Annotated in this window: 15 protein-coding genes; 7 read left to right on the forward strand and 8 right to left on the reverse strand. The window is 65.4% G+C overall.

All coding sequences use genetic code 11. From position 1 onward, the window contains the following. Positions 1–44 precede the first annotated feature (44 nt). A complete protein-coding gene (locus BLU88_RS02275) occupies positions 45–1,433 on the reverse strand; it encodes an 8-oxoguanine deaminase (RefSeq protein WP_231939535.1) in 1,389 nt (462 codons plus the stop codon). Positions 1,434–2,001: 568 nt separating this feature from the next. Between BLU88_RS02275 and BLU88_RS02280 the strand changes: the two genes are divergently transcribed. Further along, a complete protein-coding gene (locus tag BLU88_RS02280) occupies positions 2,002–3,612 on the forward strand; it encodes a nucleobase:cation symporter-2 family protein (RefSeq protein ID WP_092009652.1) in 1,611 nt (536 codons plus the stop codon). Between the two features lie 133 nt (positions 3,613–3,745). Here BLU88_RS02280 and BLU88_RS02285 read toward each other — a convergent pair whose 3' ends face one another. From BLU88_RS02285 to BLU88_RS02300, 4 genes are all read right to left on the reverse strand, one after another. Next, a complete protein-coding gene (locus BLU88_RS02285) occupies positions 3,746–6,028 on the reverse strand; it encodes an HNH endonuclease signature motif containing protein (protein ID WP_092009654.1) in 2,283 nt (760 codons plus the stop codon). A 327-nt stretch (positions 6,029–6,355) separates the two neighbouring features. Then, a complete protein-coding gene (locus tag BLU88_RS02290) occupies positions 6,356–7,033 on the reverse strand; it encodes an HAD family hydrolase (RefSeq protein ID WP_092009656.1) in 678 nt (225 codons plus the stop codon). A gap of 137 nt (positions 7,034–7,170) precedes the next feature. Then, positions 7,171–7,920, reverse strand: a complete 750-nt coding sequence (locus BLU88_RS02295; protein ID WP_092009658.1) for a M50 family metallopeptidase — start codon at positions 7,918–7,920, stop codon at positions 7,171–7,173. A 64-nt stretch (positions 7,921–7,984) separates the two neighbouring features. Then, complete coding sequence (locus BLU88_RS02300) at positions 7,985–9,100, reverse strand: Gfo/Idh/MocA family protein (protein ID WP_092009660.1); 1,116 nt, start codon at positions 9,098–9,100, stop codon at positions 7,985–7,987. A 177-nt stretch (positions 9,101–9,277) separates the two neighbouring features. Here BLU88_RS02300 and BLU88_RS02305 point away from each other — a divergent pair, with 177 nt between their 5' ends. Genes BLU88_RS02305 through BLU88_RS02315 form a run of 3 tightly spaced genes read left to right on the forward strand, consistent with a single transcriptional unit; the run spans position 9,278 to position 11,625 of the window. Then, positions 9,278–10,180, forward strand: a complete 903-nt coding sequence (locus tag BLU88_RS02305) for a PhzF family phenazine biosynthesis protein (protein ID WP_092009662.1) — start codon at positions 9,278–9,280, stop codon at positions 10,178–10,180. Then, positions 10,177–11,148 (forward strand): methyltransferase family protein, encoded by a 972-nt coding sequence (locus tag BLU88_RS02310; RefSeq protein WP_092009664.1) that lies wholly within the window; start codon positions 10,177–10,179, stop codon positions 11,146–11,148. Before BLU88_RS02305 ends, BLU88_RS02310 begins: the two co-directional genes overlap by 4 nt. A gap of 45 nt (positions 11,149–11,193) precedes the next feature. Then, positions 11,194–11,625 (forward strand): YdeI/OmpD-associated family protein, encoded by a 432-nt coding sequence (locus tag BLU88_RS02315; RefSeq protein ID WP_092009666.1) that lies wholly within the window; start codon positions 11,194–11,196, stop codon positions 11,623–11,625. A 2-nt stretch (positions 11,626–11,627) separates the two neighbouring features. Here the strand turns inward: BLU88_RS02315 and BLU88_RS02320 are convergent, their stop codons facing one another. Continuing rightward, entirely contained in the window at positions 11,628–12,071 is a 444-nt protein-coding gene (locus BLU88_RS02320; RefSeq protein WP_092009668.1) for a VOC family protein, read from the reverse strand. A gap of 101 nt (positions 12,072–12,172) precedes the next feature. On the opposite strand from BLU88_RS02320, the gene BLU88_RS02325 reads away from it, so the two are divergent. After that, a complete protein-coding gene (locus BLU88_RS02325; protein ID WP_092009670.1) occupies positions 12,173–12,646 on the forward strand; it encodes a MarR family winged helix-turn-helix transcriptional regulator in 474 nt (157 codons plus the stop codon). 7 nt (positions 12,647–12,653) lie between these two features. Here BLU88_RS02325 and BLU88_RS02330 read toward each other — a convergent pair whose 3' ends face one another. Together BLU88_RS02330 and BLU88_RS02335 are read right to left on the reverse strand one after the other, a co-directional pair. Further along, positions 12,654–13,121 (reverse strand): VanZ family protein, encoded by a 468-nt coding sequence (locus BLU88_RS02330; RefSeq protein ID WP_231939536.1) that lies wholly within the window; start codon positions 13,119–13,121, stop codon positions 12,654–12,656. A 34-nt stretch (positions 13,122–13,155) separates the two neighbouring features. After that, positions 13,156–14,232 carry an NAD(P)-dependent alcohol dehydrogenase gene (locus tag BLU88_RS02335; protein WP_092009672.1) on the reverse strand — a complete coding sequence of 359 codons (1,077 nt, stop codon included), beginning with the start codon at positions 14,230–14,232 and terminating at the stop codon, positions 13,156–13,158. A 134-nt stretch (positions 14,233–14,366) separates the two neighbouring features. Between BLU88_RS02335 and BLU88_RS02340 the strand changes: the two genes are divergently transcribed. Both BLU88_RS02340 and BLU88_RS02345 read left to right on the forward strand, forming a co-directional pair. Beyond that, on the forward strand, positions 14,367–14,780 hold the full coding sequence (locus BLU88_RS02340; RefSeq protein WP_092009674.1) for an ArsR/SmtB family transcription factor: 414 nt from the start codon (positions 14,367–14,369) through the stop codon (positions 14,778–14,780). Then, on the forward strand, positions 14,777–16,678 hold the full coding sequence (locus BLU88_RS02345) for a heavy metal translocating P-type ATPase (protein WP_197678179.1): 1,902 nt from the start codon (positions 14,777–14,779) through the stop codon (positions 16,676–16,678). The genes BLU88_RS02340 and BLU88_RS02345 overlap by 4 nt, the downstream gene beginning before the upstream one ends. Positions 16,679–16,684 lie beyond the last annotated feature (6 nt).

Consider the following 16,684-nt stretch of genomic DNA (forward strand, 5'->3'; position numbering starts at 1 on the left):
CCGGCCCCGATTCAGGATAGCCGAGGCGACCGCCGCCCCGGTCCTCACCCCGCAACGAGGCGGCGTGCCTCCTCCTGATGTGCTGCGATGAGTGCTTCCTTATCGAGTGCGTGTCCGTCCGCACCGATGGCGTGGCCGTCGATGACCCGCCACTGCCCGCCGACCATCACCCGATCGGCCTTCTCCGCACCGCAGAGGACGAGCGCGGGGATCGGATCGTGCGATCCGGAGAACGCGAGGCCGTCGAGGCGGAACATCGCAAAGTCGGCCTGCTTTCCGACCTCGATGGTGCCGATGTCGTCACGGCCGAGGGCCGCCGCCGATCCCTTCGTCGCCCAGTCGAGGACGCGGTCGCAGGTAACCGCCTCGGCGCCGTAGCGCAGACGCTGGATGTAGAGAGCCTGCCGGACTTCACGGATGAGGTTCGAGGCATCGTTCGACGCTGATCCGTCGACGCCGAGACTCACATTGACCCCGGCGTCCTCGAGCTCGACGGCACGAGCGATGCCCGAAGCCAGTCGCATGTTCGAGGTCGGGCAGTGCGCAACGGACACCCCGGCAGCACCGAGGCGGCCGATCTCCGAATAGTCGAAGTGCACACCGTGCGCCAACCAGGTCCGCTCCCCCAGCCAGCCGACGGATTCGAGGTAGTCGACGGTGCGCAGCCCGAAGGCTTCGCGACAGAAGTCCTCTTCGTCGATGGTCTCAGCCAAGTGGGTGTGGAGGCGGACATCGAGTTCAGCGGCGAGGGCGGCACTGTCGCGCATGAGCTCGGTGGTCACGGAGAACGGGGAGCACGGAGCGAAGCCGATCTGGATCTGAGCGCCGGGACCTCGCTGGTGGTAGATCTCGACGAGGCGGCGGGAATCATCGAGGATGACTTCCGAGTCCTGGACGGTCTGCTGCGGGGGCAGTCCGCCGTCGTCCTCGCCCAGGGACATCGACCCGCGAGTGAGCATGGCGCGCATGCCGAGGCGGCGGACGACGTCGACCTGGATGTCGATGGCCTCGTCCATGCCGGTCGGGAAGAGGTAGTGATGGTCGGCTGCAGTCGTGCATCCGGATTCGAGGAGCTCGGCCATAGCCACGGTCGTGGCGAGCTTGAGGGCTCGCGGAGTCAGCCGGGCCCACACGGGGTAGAGGTTCTGCAGCCACCCGAACAGCGGCAGATCGGCAACGGGCGCCCACGCGCGGGTCAGCGTCTGGTAGAAGTGATGATGCGTATTGATCAGCCCGGGAGTGATCACGTGGGCAGAGGCGTCGATGACCTCGAGAGTGTCGACTCCCCCGGACGATGGTTCACCACCGACGGGAACGAGTTCCACGATGGTCCCGGTGGCCCGGTCGATGACGATTCCCCGGGCCGCTCGGCTCGGATCTACGCCGGCACCGAGGTGGACAGCCAGTGGATCGCGCAGCCAGAGTCGCGCCAACGGCGCGGTCCTGCATGCTTGGGAGTGTTCCGAATCTGAATGGTCCTCTGCGGCCGGGGCCCTTCCCGGTGCCGAGAGATCTTCTGTTGCCCTTGCGTCGGTTTCGTTGATGTCGAACATCGTGTCGCCTTTCAGCACTTGAACCGTGCGCGGCGAGCGCGCACTATTGGTCAGTGGCGACAGAACTGGGGCCGACGCCACCAGCTCAGGTTTTCCGGCGTCTGCTGCTCCGCCGGTCGGTATCCCATCAGGGATCCCCGACTGTACCCACCGGTCGCCGAGACGGTACGATGATCCAGCACCATCGAACTAAGCGAACGATCAGTAGATTGTCGAGGGATACGCGACATTCGTGAACTCTAGCATGTGCCGAGAGTCACAAAATCGGCTTGCGGGCCAAATGGTATTCCTTTAGAGTTTTGCGATAGGGAATTTTCCTTTCGCATAACGGAAGTATGCAACCGATCCCTCGGTCGATCTGATGCCCGCTCGCACGCTACACCGGCCATTGAGGTCGGTTAGTCACAGTGAGGTCTTCGCCCCGAGGACGTACTCAATGGAGAGATAGATGTCGGTATCCCATCAATCACCCAGCAATGACCGCAAATCCGCGGTCGAGAGCAGACCGGCCCGGCCGGAGGACGAACGGCTTTCGGTCGGCAGCTCCTTTGCCTACGGGCTGCAGCACGTGCTCACCATGTACGGCGGAATCATCGCGGTTCCCCTCATCATCGGCAATGCCGCGGGCCTCGACGGCAATGGCATCAGCCTCCTCATCGCCTCCTGTCTGTTCATGGGCGGCCTGGCGACGATTCTGCAGTCGGTCGGTGTACCGTTCTTCGGCTCGCAGCTGCCGCTGGTCCAGGGCGTGTCGTTCGCCGGCGTCGCGACGATGACGTCCATCCTGGCCGGCGGCGACGGCCTGCCTGCTGTCTTCGGATCGGTGCTGGTCGCCTCGGTGATCGGCCTGATCGTCGCCCCGGCCTTCGCACTCATCGTGAAGTTCTTCCCGCCGGTGGTCACCGGCACGGTCATCACCACGATCGGACTCTCGCTCATGCCAGTGGCCGCGGGCTGGGCCATGGGCGGGGATGCCGAGGCCGCCGATTACGGCAGCATGCGCAATATCCTCATCGCTGTGGTCACCCTGGCCATCGTGCTCATCCTCAGCCGGATTCCGGTCGCCGTGATCTCCCGCCTGTCGATTCTGCTGGCCATCGTCATCGGCACCATCGGCTGCCTCATCTTCGGCTGGGCCGATTTCTCCCATGTGCTCGATCGGGGCGTCTTCGCGTTCCCCGAGCCTTTCGCATTTGGCATGCCGACATTCTCGGCCGCCGCGATCATCTCGATGTTCATCGTCATCATCGTCACCTTCGCCGAGACCACTGCGGACATCATCGCCGTCGGAGAGATCGTCGACACGAAGGTCGACTCCAAGCGCATCGCTTCAGGTCTGCGGGCTGACATGCTGTCCTCGGCGGTCTCGCCGGTCTTCAACTCCTTCACGCAGTCGGCATTTGCGCAGAACGTCGGTCTGGTCGCCATCACGGGAGTGAAGTCGCGCTTCGTCGTCACTGCCGGTGGTGCGATCCTCGTGGTCCTCGGCCTGCTGCCCGTGATGGGCGGGGTCGTCGCAGCGGTGCCCACACCGGTTCTCGGCGGAGCGGGCATCGTCCTGTTCGGCACGGTCGCCGCGTCGGGAATACGCACGCTGTCGAAGGTCGAATACGAGGGCAACCTCAATATGATCATCGTGGCTGTGTCGTTGGCATTCGGCATCATCCCGGTTGTCGAGCCCGATTTCTACAACGCTTTCCCGAATTGGGTCGGCATCATCCTCCACTCCGGAATCTCCTCGGCAACCCTCATGGCAGTGCTGCTCAACCTCGTCTTCAACCACCTCGGCGTGAAGACGAAAGATCGTTCCGACCGCTCGGTCTTCGTGGCCGGCACCGGACGAGTCATCCGCAAGGAAGAGCTGCAGCGCCTCATCGACAACGAGGCGATCCTCACGGAGGGCGACACCGTCAAGAATGGCAAGATCGTCGACTGCAACGGCGAAGAGGTGCCCGTTGTCACCGAGAAGCAGCACGAGAAGGTCATCGACGCCGCCCAAAAAGGTGAGGTCCGCAGCCAGGACGACGTCCGCCGCCTCATCGCCGAAGAAGGGAACTGAGGCCGGACGCGAAGACGAGGACTAGACCTGTGGACTAAACTTGGAGAGTCCGCTTGAGCCCCGGTCGCCGCCTGTGTAGGCGCGCGGCCGGGGTCTCTTGCATGACAGGGCCGCCGTCAGGTCCGGGCTATCGTCAGAACGGTGGCGGATCCCCGGAATCCCAATAGTCTTTCCACGCTGTCGTCTGGCCGAGCTTCGACTTCTGTGATCCGCGAGGCTTCCCTCTCTCAGCCACGCCGGTTCGATTGGGCTCGGAGCCATCGGGAATCGACTCGCCCACGTCGATGCTTGAAAAACGCTCTATCCCGGCGGCCGTGGCACAGGCAGCTCCGGCAGCCGTGGTACAGGCAGCCTGGGCACACTCGTCCCCTCGTCCTGAAGTGCGGGGTTCTGAAGTGCAGGATGGATTCGTCGATTCGAGTCGTCCCACTGGACTCGGATGCCCCTTGTCGCGAAACTGTTCCAGGTTTGTGTGGTTCCGTTCGTCAAGCAGATTCGGCAGTTGGGCATAGTTCTCCACCTGTCGAGCATGCTCGGAATTGATCGGGTTGTCCGGCGGGTACATCGTTGCGACGACGCCTCGGGTGAAGGAATACTCCACTGCCCCGTCCTCGGTCATTCGCACCGCGAACCTGCGGTCGGTCTTCGCCTGGTGATCGGGTTTGCACAGCGGATGGAGATTCTCGAACGTCGTCTGTCCGCCCCTGGCCGGATCGGCATGGTCGTACGGAATGATGTGGTCGACTTCCGAGGTCTCCGCCCGTCGGGTGCAGCCCGGAGCAGTGCAGGACTGCCATCTGCCGACCAGCGGGGCTCGTATGTCCGCAGGGATGTGATAACTGCGTGAGCGGGCATCAATCGGTGTCCCGGTAGCGGGATCGGTGAGGATCCGATGCCAAGTGGGGCTCCCTCCCGCCAAAGCCCGTGCCGCGTCGGGCGACACCGGGGTTCCGTCCGAGAACGTTCCCGGCAGCTCCGACCTTCCCACCGCGGTGAGATACGGAACCGTCACCATCATCTTCGCCTGCTCCCGCAACCACTGTCCGTGGGTGGGCATGACGAGCTTGATGATGGTCTTCACGTCGACGCCGGGGTTGGCTGCTGTTTCCGCTTCGCGCTGCGCTTCCTGCGCGGCGTGATCGACCGTGGTTGCGGTGATCGGAGCCGTGGGGCCCGATTTGTCGCCCGCCTCGAGGGCGATCTCTTTGGTGGTGGTCTCACCGGTCGTGGTGTCGTGCGCCGTCACAGCGATGGTCATCTGCGGGGTCGCCCGAGTGGCGATATCGAACATGAGTGCGGCGATGCTGTCCTGATCGGCGACGTCGACTCCCACGACGCCCTTCTCGGTGAATGCCGAGATGTTGCCGTTGCGGATCGCTCGCGCGAACGCCTCGATGCGCAGGTAGAAGGCATTGAGTTCCACGGCGGGTCCGGACAGGGTCACCGAGGCGGTGCCGTCGGGGTAGTTCATGATGTCAACCCGGCGACGCTTCTTGGCCAGCTCGGTCCGGTCATCGACGGGCACGAGCGCCGCGATCTTGAGATTGAGCGACTTCTTGAAGGTCTCCAGGGTGATATCGGCTCGGCGGTCGCCCAGGTAGGCATCGAGGCGCGGCAGATATTCGAAGGCGACGTCTTTGATGGACCGAGTCGCCGCCAGCACGTGTTCGATCGTGAACTCACCGGCGAGGCAGCGCTGCAGGAACTTCGGCAGCCCGAATGCCAGCGTGACGGCGTTCGTGATCTCGTTGTAGGCACCCTCGCTCGTCGAGCCGAGGACCGTGGTCAGTTCTGCGATTTCTTCACGCGAGGCAAGGTCGTGGACCCAGCTGTTGAAGGATTTGTGCAACCCGAACTTGGGGAAGTTGGGGAGCGAACTCGTCGGTGGGGCCAGCGACTGTTCGACGATGGTCTCCGCGGCCCTGGAGTCATCATCGGGGCCATCACCGGCACCCATCTCACCGGCGCCGTCGGTTTCGTCGGCAACGCCGTCTTCGTTGGGAGCGCGGCCTTCGAGAACGAAGCCGGTGGATGTCCATGGATCCACGAAGTCGTCCTCTTCGGGCAGCAGTCCGTCACGTGCCGTGATGAAGCGGCCGGCCGTTTCGGTGAACGTCGAGTGATAGTAGATCTCGTCGCCCGCGGCGTAACGGAGCTTCTCGATGGTATCGGACAGAAACAGACCGGCGACAGCTTGGAATTCGGCGAGGCGAACGCCCGTGCTCAATTGAGTCAGACTGGCGACCGCGGCCATCGGCGAATCGGGGTCGACGTCGAGGCGGCGGGGCGAATCGGGGCCGATCAGAGGCATCTGAGTCGAGGATGCGGGGTTCACCGCAGACTCGGGGGAACCGGACACTGATTCATTCGAGGCAGGATCGAGACCGCTGTTGCCCGGATCCCGAGGATCCTTCATCGGTCTCGCCACCTTTCACGTCGATGTGAATGCCTTAGCTCTATTTTACTCTCAAGGAGAAGAAATAAATATCACAATTCGTTTACGAAGAGAATCTCTACGATTTTGAATGCTGTTTGATAAATTTTGATGATTCAACGTTGTCCTAGCCGAGGTAAGAACACTCGGTACACTCGGCTCCCTGAATGGCATTGCCCCGGGCTGGGCGAACACCGGCACCGCCCCCATCACCGGATCAGTCAGCCGTCCAGGCACCTACCGAATCGGCTAGTCACTGACCACGTCACTCGGCAGTTCCATCGTCTGCCCGATCGGCAGGACACGGACCTACTCGGTCAGCCGTCCAGGCAGCTGCTCCATCGCACTGAAGGTCTCGGCAGCACCCGCCGCCAACAGCGTTTCCGCGCTCTGATGAACCGGAGAATCCGGGCAGAACCCGAGCACACGGGATCCGGCCGCAGCGCCGGCGATCACTCCGGTGGGAGAGTCTTCGATCACAGCCGCCTCGGCGGGGTCGATGCCCAAGGAATCAGTCGCAGCGAGATAGACGTCGGGGGCAGGCTTCGAGTTCGGCTGCTCCATGCCGGAGAAGATCCGACCGTCGAAGGCATCGAAGAGGCCGATCTTTCGCAGCTGCAACTCGATCTTCGGACGATCCGCCCCCGAAGCGCAGGCGATCCTGCCCGGATATATCTCGGCGATGCGGTGAACGGCATCGACGGCCCCCGGAATCGCTTGAAGGGAGGCCGCGAGCTGGGCATTGCGGCGCCGCCGGAACTCGGTCATCCACTCCACGTCGATGCGGAATCCGGTGTGCTCCTCGATGACATCGGCCTCGTCGCGGAGCATCTTGCCGACGAATCGCGAAATGCACTCGTCGGCGCTCAGCTGCCAGCCGAGTTCGCGCAGCATCTGATGGAGGACGCTGTTCGTGATGCTCTCGGAGTCGACGAGGACTCCGTCACAGTCGAAGAGGACAGCGGAGAATTTCGGAAGTGGAGCCATACCCCGATTCTGCCACCTGGCACTGACGTGGAATCACGGGCATCCGCACCGCCTTACGGTCCTACGTACGACATCCGCGCCAACTGACCGCCCCGCCCCCCCCCCCCCCCGAAGCAAGGGGTCCGAAACAGCCACGGTCACACCGCGCCGACCGACACTGCCGTAGACAGAACCCTTGCGGTGGCGAGGGCACAGACGATGATGACCAGCGCAAACAGCGTCAGCCAGGCACCGGCGGGCAGCGACGAACCCTGGGCGAGGATGAAGGCATCGGACTGCTGCACATGGCGCCTGCGGGTGTGGACGCGGATGACCTTGACGAGGTCCTTGAGCGAACCTATCGTCAACGCAGTTCCGAGCGCCGCAACGAAGATCGAGATCCATTCCAGAGGCAGGAACACGACGACGAGCTGTGCCGCGATCGCCGTGATCACGGCGATGACCGCACCCGCGAGATTCCGGATGAAGATGAGCGCGACCAACAGGATCAGCGCCCCCACCGACAGCGCCAAGGGAGCCCAACCGAAGACCGCCGAGGTGGTCAGGACGAGTCCGAGCACGCCAGGTGCCGGATATCCCCAGAATCCCGCCCAGGTGGCGGAGAAACCGACTCGACCGAAGGAGTTCATCTGCCCCGAATGGTCGAAGTTCAGCGAGATCCCCTTGACCACGCGACCCGTCATCAGAGCGGCGAAGGCGTGACCGAGTTCGTGGACGAAGGTCACGAACAGTCCGAAGAACCTCCAGATCCCCGGCGTCAAGGTCACGACCACGGGAACCCCGATGACGAGGACGAGCCCGAGGACGTCGAGCTCGAGTCCGTCCTGCCGTCCGAAGCCCGAGGTGATGGCGTCCCACCACGTCGCCGTTGCCTGCTTGAAGTCCATAGCGGCCCAGTCTACGAACCGCGCCTGAACAGGACCCTCAGGACCTCCTCAGCGATTCGGGAGGTCAGGCCTCATCGACAGTGAGAGACTCGACATCGACCCACGAACGTTCCCGCACCGACCGCAGCACGGCCTCCGTCACGAGCACGGCGCGCAACCCGTCGCGAAGCGTCGGCAGCCCTTCGGGCCGTTCGCCGGCGAAGTGGGCATAGGAGTCCGCGACGAAGGCGTTGAAGGCATCCTGATATCCCTGGGGATGTCCGGCCGGAACCATGCACAGGCGGGCGGCATCGGCTGACAGGGAATCGGGATCGCGAACGAGGAGTCGACTGTCAGTGCGCCGACCGAACCACAGCTGCTCGGGCCGCTCCTGCTCGAAGCGCATGCTCGCCTCGGTGCCGGCGATCTCCACGGTCAGCCCGTTCTTGCGCCCGGGAGCCAACTGGGACACCAACAGCGAGCCGATGGCACCGCCGGAGAACTCGATCGTCACGGCCACGGTGTCCTCCGTGGTCACTGCGGTGCCGCCTCGGCGGGGGTGAACGGTCCTCGTCGTCGCCACCAGAGACGAAATCCGGTCGTCGACGATGAACTCGATGAGGTCGACGAGGTGGGAGCCGATATCGGCGAACGCTCGCGAGGGGCCGCCCTGATCGGAATCGACGCGCCAGTTCTCATCTCCCGAGCCGAGCAGCCAGTCCTGCAGGTATCCGGCGTCGACGGTCAGCAGCGTCCCCGCCTGCCCCTCGCGGAATCGTGCGCGGGCTTCGCGCACCATCGGGTGGTACCGGTAGACGAACGGCACGGTCCCACGCAGCCCCACCTCGGCGGCACGGGCCGCCACGGCACGCGCATCATGAGAATCTGTGGCCAAGGGCTTCTCGCAGATGATGTTCGACCCCGCATCCAGGGCCCGCAGGGACTGGGCCGCGTGAACGTCGTTGGGAGTGCAGATGTGCACGGCGTCGAAGGACCGCGCCAATAGGTCGTCGGCGGACGCGGCGGTCTCGAAACCCAGCTCGGCCGCCGCCTGAGCCGATCTCTCCGGTCGAGACGAAGCGACAGTATCGAGCGCGGCTCCGGCCGACCGTGCGGCTCGGCTGTGGACGCGGCCCATGAACCCGCCGCCGAGCATTCCGATGCGGAGACCTCGACTCCGCGCAGTGTCATCGGAGAGCATGCCTCATTATGCAATCACCGGCCGGACCGAGTCGACCGCGCCCCAGCCCCTGATCTGACACTCCCCGCGCCGCCGCGGGCCAATCCACCGACGCTCCGGCCTGGGCCTTTACACTGTGAGAAGCGCCCGCGCAGTCCCCCGCTCGCAGCGTGGTCCGCCTCTTGCGAAGGAGTGTCATTGTCACAGCACCGCCGATTCGCCCAGGTCGATGTCTTCTCTGCCGTGCCCTTCAAGGGCAACCCCGTCGCGGTCATCGTCGATGCCGATGGCCTCGATGAGACGCAGATGGCCCGCATCGCGAACTGGACGAACCTGTCCGAAACCACCTTCGTCCTCCCTCCCGAGGATCCCGCCGCCGACTACCGCCTGCGCATCTTCACCCCGCATCGCGAGCTGCCTTTCGCCGGCCACCCCACCCTCGGTTCGGCCGCGGCCTGGCTCGACGCCGGCGGCGCCCCGAAGCACGACGATCGCATCGTCCAGGAATGCGGTGCCGGACTCGTCGACATCCGCAGATCCCCTCACCGAGGCGACCCGACCGACCAGACCGCCGATTCCCCGACCGCGGCAACCGACGCGCCCTCCGAGGCCCTCGCTTTCGCCGCCCCAGATCGACTCCGGTCGGGTCCGCTCGACGATGCCTACGTCGACCGGATCGCAACAGCCCTCGGCGTCGATCGCGCCGAGATCCTCGACCACCAGTGGGCCGACAACGGACCCGGCTGGGCAGCCGTGCGACTGGCCAGCGCCGAACAGGTGCTCGCTCTGACCCCCGACTTCTCGGCGATCCCCGAAGCGAAGCTCGGCGTCCTCGGCGCTCATCCGGCCGCCTCGACGCACGAATACGAGATCCGCGCCTTCGTGCCCGGAGTCGGAGCCGCCGAGGATCCGGTGACGGGCAGCCTCAACGCCTCCGTGGCCCAATGGCTCATCGGTGGGAATCTGGCCCCAAACAGCTATACCGCGACCCAGGGAACCGCTCTCGGCCGTTCCGGAGTCGTCTCCATCACGGCCGAGGACGACGAGATCTGGGTGGGCGGCGCCACGTCCATCTGCATCCGCGGGACGGTGCACACATGAATCGACATCTCACCGAAGTGAACAAACCGAAGAAGCGACTGCGCATCTTCCACGGCCGCATGTACTTCGCCCTCCAGGCCCTCGCCGGAGCGGCCTGGTGGCTGGGCACCGCGATGATTCCCGGTGTGGCGGCCGCGACGCTCGGCAGCATCAATCCGCTGCTCATCGCGATCGTCGACATTCCGCTCTTCGTCATCGGCTCCGCCCTGGCCGCGCTCAACTTCCGTTGGGCGGTGTGGATCGCCACCGCGTGGACCGTGCTCGTGGCGCTGGGCATGGTCATCTATGCCACCGCCACCACCGAGGCGGGACTCGGCGCCGTCCTCATGGTCCTCGCCGCACTCGGCAGCCTCCTCGCCGGCATGCTCATGATCGTCGGACGCATCCCATCCGAGAAGCTCCTGGTCGGACCCTTCGCGTTCCACAGTTCGCATACCCGCATCCGGTCGCGGCTGCTGATGCACACGACCATTCAGATCGTCGTCTTCTGGGGCGTCTTCCTCATCATCATCCCGGTCATCATCAATTCCTTCGAAGACCGGTGGAACCTCGCCTACAAATTCCCGATCCTCCTGATCGTCGTCGGCTTCGCCCTGCTCGCCGTCTCCAGCGTCATCGGAGTCTGGTCGGCCCGCGCGATCGCGAACTTCGGCTCCGGCACTCCCCTGCCCTCGCAGATGGCCCATCACCTCGTCGCCCGCGGACCCTACGCCTTCGTCCGCAACCCGATGGCCATCGCCGGCGTCGTCCAGGGGATGGCGATGGGCCTGCTCATCGGTTCGTGGCTCGTCATCGTGTACGCACTCATCGGCTCACTGCTGTGGAATTGGCTCATCCGCCCCCACGAGGAGGCCGACCTGATCGAGCGCTTCGGCGACGAATACCGCGACTACGCCAAGCGGGTGCGCTGCTGGTGGCCGACCTTCTCGACCGCCGAATCGACTTCCGACCTTGTCGACGAGGACTGATCGGCCTACGCTCGGGCGTGAACGTCCACTCACCGAGGAGGCCCCATGGTCACGTTCACCACCGAACTTCTCGCCCTGGGCAACAATGTCGGCATCGAGGTTCCCGAGGACATCGTCCTCGGCTTCGGCGTGGGCAGACGGGTGCCGGTCATCGTCACGATCGCGGGCTATTCCTATCCGTCGACGACCGCGGTGATGGGCGGGAAGTACCTGCTTCCGCTGGCCAAGGAGCACCGGGAGAAGATCGGCGTAGCCGGCGGTGAGACCCACGCGGTGACGCTGACTCACGACACCTCGAACCGGGAGACCCCGGTTCCCGATTCCCTCGCCGAGGCTCTCGCCGCCGCCGATGTCCGCGCGGATTTCGATGCGCTCGCTCCGTCGAAGCGCAAGGAGCATGTGCGACAGGTGACCTCGGCGAAGGCCGAGGAGACCCGCGAGCGACGGATCGCGAAGATCGTCGCCTCACTGAGCTGACTTCACCCCGCGTCGTGCAGGGTCACCGCATAGCCGTCGGGATCGGCGATCGTGAAGGTCAGCCCGAAGGGACTGGGAGCCGGCGCACGAAGGATCTCCACCCCCGCCTCGGCGAGGTAATCATGCAGTGCCTGCGCATCATCGCACCTCAGCCACAGTGCCACCCCGTTGCCCGGGCGGTCTCCGGAGTCGAGATCGACGCCGGGCAGCGGTTCGCGCACGGCGAAGGGGATCGGCGAGGTCGTGAACACGACCGCTCCGGGAGGTGCGCCCGGGGCCCGGGTGAGCCCGAGCTGCGATTCGTAGAACTCCGCGGCCGCCTCCACGTCACGCACCTGGACGGCGATGAAATCCGGACCGCTCACTGAGCCAACCGGCCGTGCGGTGCCTGCTTCCACCCCGACCGACTCCGGATCGGCCGACTCAGCGCTGATCGACGCGTTCATGATGCACTCCTTCTCTGCCTGGACCCCGCCACCTGACGCGGACCCCATGTTCTTTTGATGTCAGTATCCTGACACTCATCACACTATGTCAGAATACTTACATGGGTCAAGAGAAGAATGCTGAGAACATCGCTGGTGAGGACAGCCTCGAGTCGCTGCTCGGCTATCAGCTCAAACGTCTGCAATCGACGCTGCGTTCGACAATGGACGAAACGCTCAGACCGCTGGAGCTGACCACCCCGCAGTACAACTGCCTCGAGCAGCTGCGCAGACGACCGGGAGCGTCGAATTCCGAGCTCGCGCGCGGTGCCTTCGTCACCCGGCAGACGATGAACACTCTGCTGCGCGGACTGCAGGAACGCGAGCTCATCACCCGTCCGGCGAAGGCCGAATCCGGCCGCGTCCTGCCCACACGCCTCACCCCGGCCGGCGCTGAGCTGCTCGACCAGGCGGCCTCCAGGGTCGAGACGGTCACCGCCCGCATGGAGTCACCGCTCGACGCGGACACGCGGACGAAGGTCACCGAGGCGCTCGGCCTGTGCATCGCGGCACTCGCCGAGTCCGAGGACGACTGAGCGGCTCTCACCGGACCTCGTGGTCGACGGCGACATCGTGGCGTTCGGGCGGCCAGATGGTCATGACGATGAGCCCGGCCACCGCACCGATCCCGGCACCGAGGCCGTTCGTCACCAGGTCGCTGATCGTGGCGAAACGCGTGGGTGAGAGCAGGGTCGCCTGGGTGCCCTCGATGAGGCAGGTGAACGCGATGCCCGCGACCCAGCCGACCCACCAGCGGCTGCGGCCGCACTGGAGGGCCACGAGCAGGCCGAAGGGGACGAACATTCCGATATTCGCGAGCTTCTCAAGCAGGTCGTAGTCGATCCACGCCGTGACACGGTGGGAGGCGAGGAGCTCGAGCAGGCCCGCGATGAACGAGCCGGGCCCCGTGTCCAGCTGATTCGGGGTGAGCGTGACGAGGCCGATGAACACGGTGTAGAGGATGAGCAGCGCCAAGGGCACCGTCCGCAGCCTGCGCCTCGCGCCCGTCATCGTTCCCCCTGGCCGATCGTTCCCCCTTAGCCGACTAGACGGCTTCGACCGCGTCGAAGCTCGCGGTGTCGATGACGACGCGAAAGACCACATCTCCGGCCACGACTCGGTCGTAGGCGGCGTCCGCCTCGGTGACGGGTATCGTCTCGATCTTCGCGGCTATGCCATGTTCGGCGCAGAAGTCGAGCATCTCCTGAGTCTCGGCGATGCCGCCGATGTTCGATCCGGCGATCGCCTTGGCCCCGCCGATAACGGCGCCGAACGAGAACTCCTGCTTCTCGGGCGGCAGTCCCACGACAGCCATGACCCCGCGCGGCTTCAGCAGACGCAGGTAGCGGTTGACGGGAATGTCGGCGCTGATCGTGTTGAGGATGAGGTCGAACTCGCCGGCGTGGTCGGAGAAGAAATTCTCCTCGGTGGTCGCGAGCATCCGCTGCGCACCGAGTTCGAGCGACGCGGCTTCCTTCTTCAGCGTGCGCGAGAGCACGGTCACCTGCGCGCCCATGGCCGCGGCGATCTGCACGCCCATATGGCCGAGCCCGCCGAGTCCGAGCACAGCGACCTGCTTCGGAGCGCCGTTCTTCAGCTCACCGGCACCCCAGCGGTTGAGCGGCGCATACGTGGTGATGCCCGCGCACAGCAGCGGGGCCGCGACGTCGAAGTCGAGTGCCTCGGGGAGGCGGCAGACGAAGCGTTCGCTGACGACGACCTTCTGCGCGTAACCGCCCTGGGTGATCGTGCCGTCGACGTCGGTGGAATTGTAGGTGCCGACGCTGCCGTTGAGGCAGTTCTGCTCCTGCCCGGCCGCGCATTCCTCGCATTCGCCGCACGAATCCACCATGCAGCCCACGCCGACGCGGTCGCCGACCTTCCACGCCGTGACATCTGAGCCCACGGCCTCGACGACACCGGCGATCTCGTGGCCGACGGTGAGCGGGAAGTGTGCCTCGCCCCATTCATTGCGGATGGTGTGGATGTCGCTGTGGCAGATGCCTGCGGCCCTGATGTCGATGACGACGTCATCGGGTCGGGGATCCCGGCGCTCGATCGTGGCCACCCGGAACGGCTGATCCGGCGCGGTCTTCTGCAGCGCCTTGGCGCTGATGCTCATGTGATCTCCTTGGATTCCGTGTCCGTTGCTGGGCCACATCGTCCAGCTCCTGCGGCTCGCAGTCTATTCCAATCACATGGACTTATCCTTCGCGCCTCTTGCCGTCTCGCCGACGATCACCTTACTATCTAAGCATGTACGCAGATACTAAGAAGTGCACATTCGATGGGGAGAGCCAGTTCGCCGATCTCGCCGCCGAGGTATTCACCCTCCTCTCCGATGCCACCCGAGTGCGGATCATCCTTGCGCTGCGCGACGGCGAGAAGTCGGTCAATGACCTCGCCGAGGCGGTCGGAAAGTCCCCGACGGTCGTGTCCCAGCATCTCGCCAAGCTCCGCTGGGGCAGGATCGTCGCTGCCCGCCCCGAAGGCAACCGCGCGTTCTACACCCTCATCGACGAACACGCCCGCGAACTCGTCGCCCATGCGGTGTTCCAGGCTCAGCACGTCGTCTCCGGCGCGCCCGCCCACCATCGCGCAGCCGACGGCACGGTGACCGCCGACGTGCCGCCCTCGACGACGGCGGAGGTCAGCGGAGGCGACCAGTGAGCACCCACAGCCGAGCTTCGACGCCCACCGATTCGCCCGCCCCCGGCATGGAACTGCTCTCCCGCATCGATCGCGGGGATCTCGCCCGAACCCTCGCCGTAGCCGCCTGCGCCGTCGCGGTCGCCCTCGGCGTCACCGGGCCATGGCCGGCCGTGCCCGTCATCGCGGTCGTCGGCATCGTCCTCGGCTGCTGGCCGATCGCCGTCGAGGCCGTCGAGGATGTCATCCACCGCCGGATGAGCATGGAGGCGTCGATGCTCATCGCGATCGTCGCGGCCGCTGCGATCGGCGAATGGACGACAGCCCTGGTCATCACCGCGTTCGTCCTCGCGGCCGAGATCCTCGAGGATCTGTCGATGGACCGCGGCCGCGATGCCCTCACCGATCTCATGTCGTTCCTGCCGGAAATCGTGCAGGTCCGCAGGAGCGGATCCGTCCTCGCCGTGCCCCTCGCCGAGGTGGTCGTCGGCGACACCGTCGTCATCGTTCCCGGCGAACGCGTCCCCGTCGACGGTCGGATCCTGCTCGGCACCTCGTCACTCGACCAGTCCCGCATCACCGGCGAACCTCTGCCCGTCGACGTCACCACCGGCGATGAGGTCTTCGCCGGGTCTGTCAATCAGGTCGGTGCTCTCGACGTCCGCGCGGAACGCGTCGGCGCCGAGTCCTCGATCGGGCGCATCATCTCGGCCGTCGAGGAGGCTCAGTCGTCCGAACCCCCGGCCCAGCGCCTGGCCGACCGGCTGGCGGCCTGGCTGGTCGGCTTCGCACTCATCGGAGCGGTTGTCACCTACCTCTTCACTCGCGACCTCACCGCGACGATCTCCGTGGTCGTGGTCGCCGGCGCCTGCGGAATCGCCGCCGGCACACCTCTGGCGGTCCTCGCCGCAATCGCCCGGATCGCCCGTTCCGGGGCGTTCGTCAAGGACGGGGCTCACCTCGAGGCGCTGTCGTCGATCGACACCGTCGTCTTCGACAAGACCGGCACTCTGACCACAGGGGCGCCGGCTGTTGTCAGCATCAGCGTCCCGGACAGCGACGCGATACTCCGTTTCGACGTCGAGACGGTCCTCTCACTCGCGGCCACCGCCGAGTCGTATTCCGAACATCCGCTTGGCAAGGCCATTGTCGCCCATGCACTCGATCACGGACTCACACCCGCATCCGCGGAGGACTTCGCCTACCGACCCGGCCACGGCGTGACGGCGATCGTCGACGGGCACACGGTCTCCGTCGGCAGCACCAGACTCGTCCCCGATGCGCCGACCGGTGCCTCAGCCGACGATCCCACGACGACAGAGATCCATGTCTCCGTCGATGGCGCCTATGCCGGCACGATCTTCATCGCCGATGCGATCCGAGAGTCCGCGGTCGACGCCGTCGCACAGCTGTCACGGATGGGACTGCGGACGATGATGATCACCGGCGACCGTCCAGAGACGGCTCGCGCCGTCGCCGCACACATCGGCATCGACGATGTCAGGGCGGGACTCCTTCCTGAGGAGAAGCTCGCGGCTGTCGATGCCGAACGTACCGCCGGGCGCTCGATCACGATGGTCGGCGACGGTGTCAACGACGCCCCGGCACTCGCCCGCGCGGATGTCGGCATCGCGATGGGGTCGGGCACCGACCTCGCCCGCGAATCGGCCGACGTCGTGCTCATCAGCTCCGACCTCAGCGATCTCGTCCACACGGTCAGCGTCGCCCGCCGGGCCCGTCGCATCGTCATGGTCAATTTCGTCGGAACGATCGCGATCGACCTCATCGGCATGGGTCTTGCGGCCTTCGGCCTGCTCAGCCCCGTCGCCGCTGCCTTCATCCACGTCGGCAGCGAGACCGCGTTCATCCTCAACTCGGCCCGACTGATTCCCGGCAGAGCATCGGGCCGACGACGCTGAACAAGG

It is taken from the genome of Brevibacterium siliguriense (assembly GCF_900105315.1).
Lineage (GTDB): Bacteria > Actinomycetota > Actinomycetes > Actinomycetales > Brevibacteriaceae > Brevibacterium > Brevibacterium siliguriense.

Coding starts and splice junctions, on each gene's coding strand:
- BLU88_RS02335 (WP_092009672.1), bottom strand. CDS start 14,232: ATGAGCATCAGCGCCAAGGCGCTGCAGAAGACCGCGCCGGATCAGCCG.
- BLU88_RS02310 (WP_092009664.1), top strand. CDS start 10,177: ATGAATCGACATCTCACCGAAGTGAACAAACCGAAGAAGCGACTGCGC.
- BLU88_RS02280 (WP_092009652.1), top strand. CDS start 2,002: ATGTCGGTATCCCATCAATCACCCAGCAATGACCGCAAATCCGCGGTC.
- BLU88_RS02290 (WP_092009656.1), bottom strand. CDS start 7,033: ATGGCTCCACTTCCGAAATTCTCCGCTGTCCTCTTCGACTGTGACGGA.
- BLU88_RS02320 (WP_092009668.1), bottom strand. CDS start 12,071: ATGAACGCGTCGATCAGCGCTGAGTCGGCCGATCCGGAGTCGGTCGGG.
- BLU88_RS02300 (WP_092009660.1), bottom strand. CDS start 9,100: ATGCTCTCCGATGACACTGCGCGGAGTCGAGGTCTCCGCATCGGAATG.
- BLU88_RS02285 (WP_092009654.1), bottom strand. CDS start 6,028: ATGAAGGATCCTCGGGATCCGGGCAACAGCGGTCTCGATCCTGCCTCG.
- BLU88_RS02295 (WP_092009658.1), bottom strand. CDS start 7,920: ATGGACTTCAAGCAGGCAACGGCGACGTGGTGGGACGCCATCACCTCG.
- BLU88_RS02330 (WP_231939536.1), bottom strand. CDS start 13,121: ATGACGGGCGCGAGGCGCAGGCTGCGGACGGTGCCCTTGGCGCTGCTC.
- BLU88_RS02315 (WP_092009666.1), top strand. CDS start 11,194: ATGGTCACGTTCACCACCGAACTTCTCGCCCTGGGCAACAATGTCGGC.
- BLU88_RS02325 (WP_092009670.1), top strand. CDS start 12,173: ATGGGTCAAGAGAAGAATGCTGAGAACATCGCTGGTGAGGACAGCCTC.
- BLU88_RS02340 (WP_092009674.1), top strand. CDS start 14,367: ATGTACGCAGATACTAAGAAGTGCACATTCGATGGGGAGAGCCAGTTC.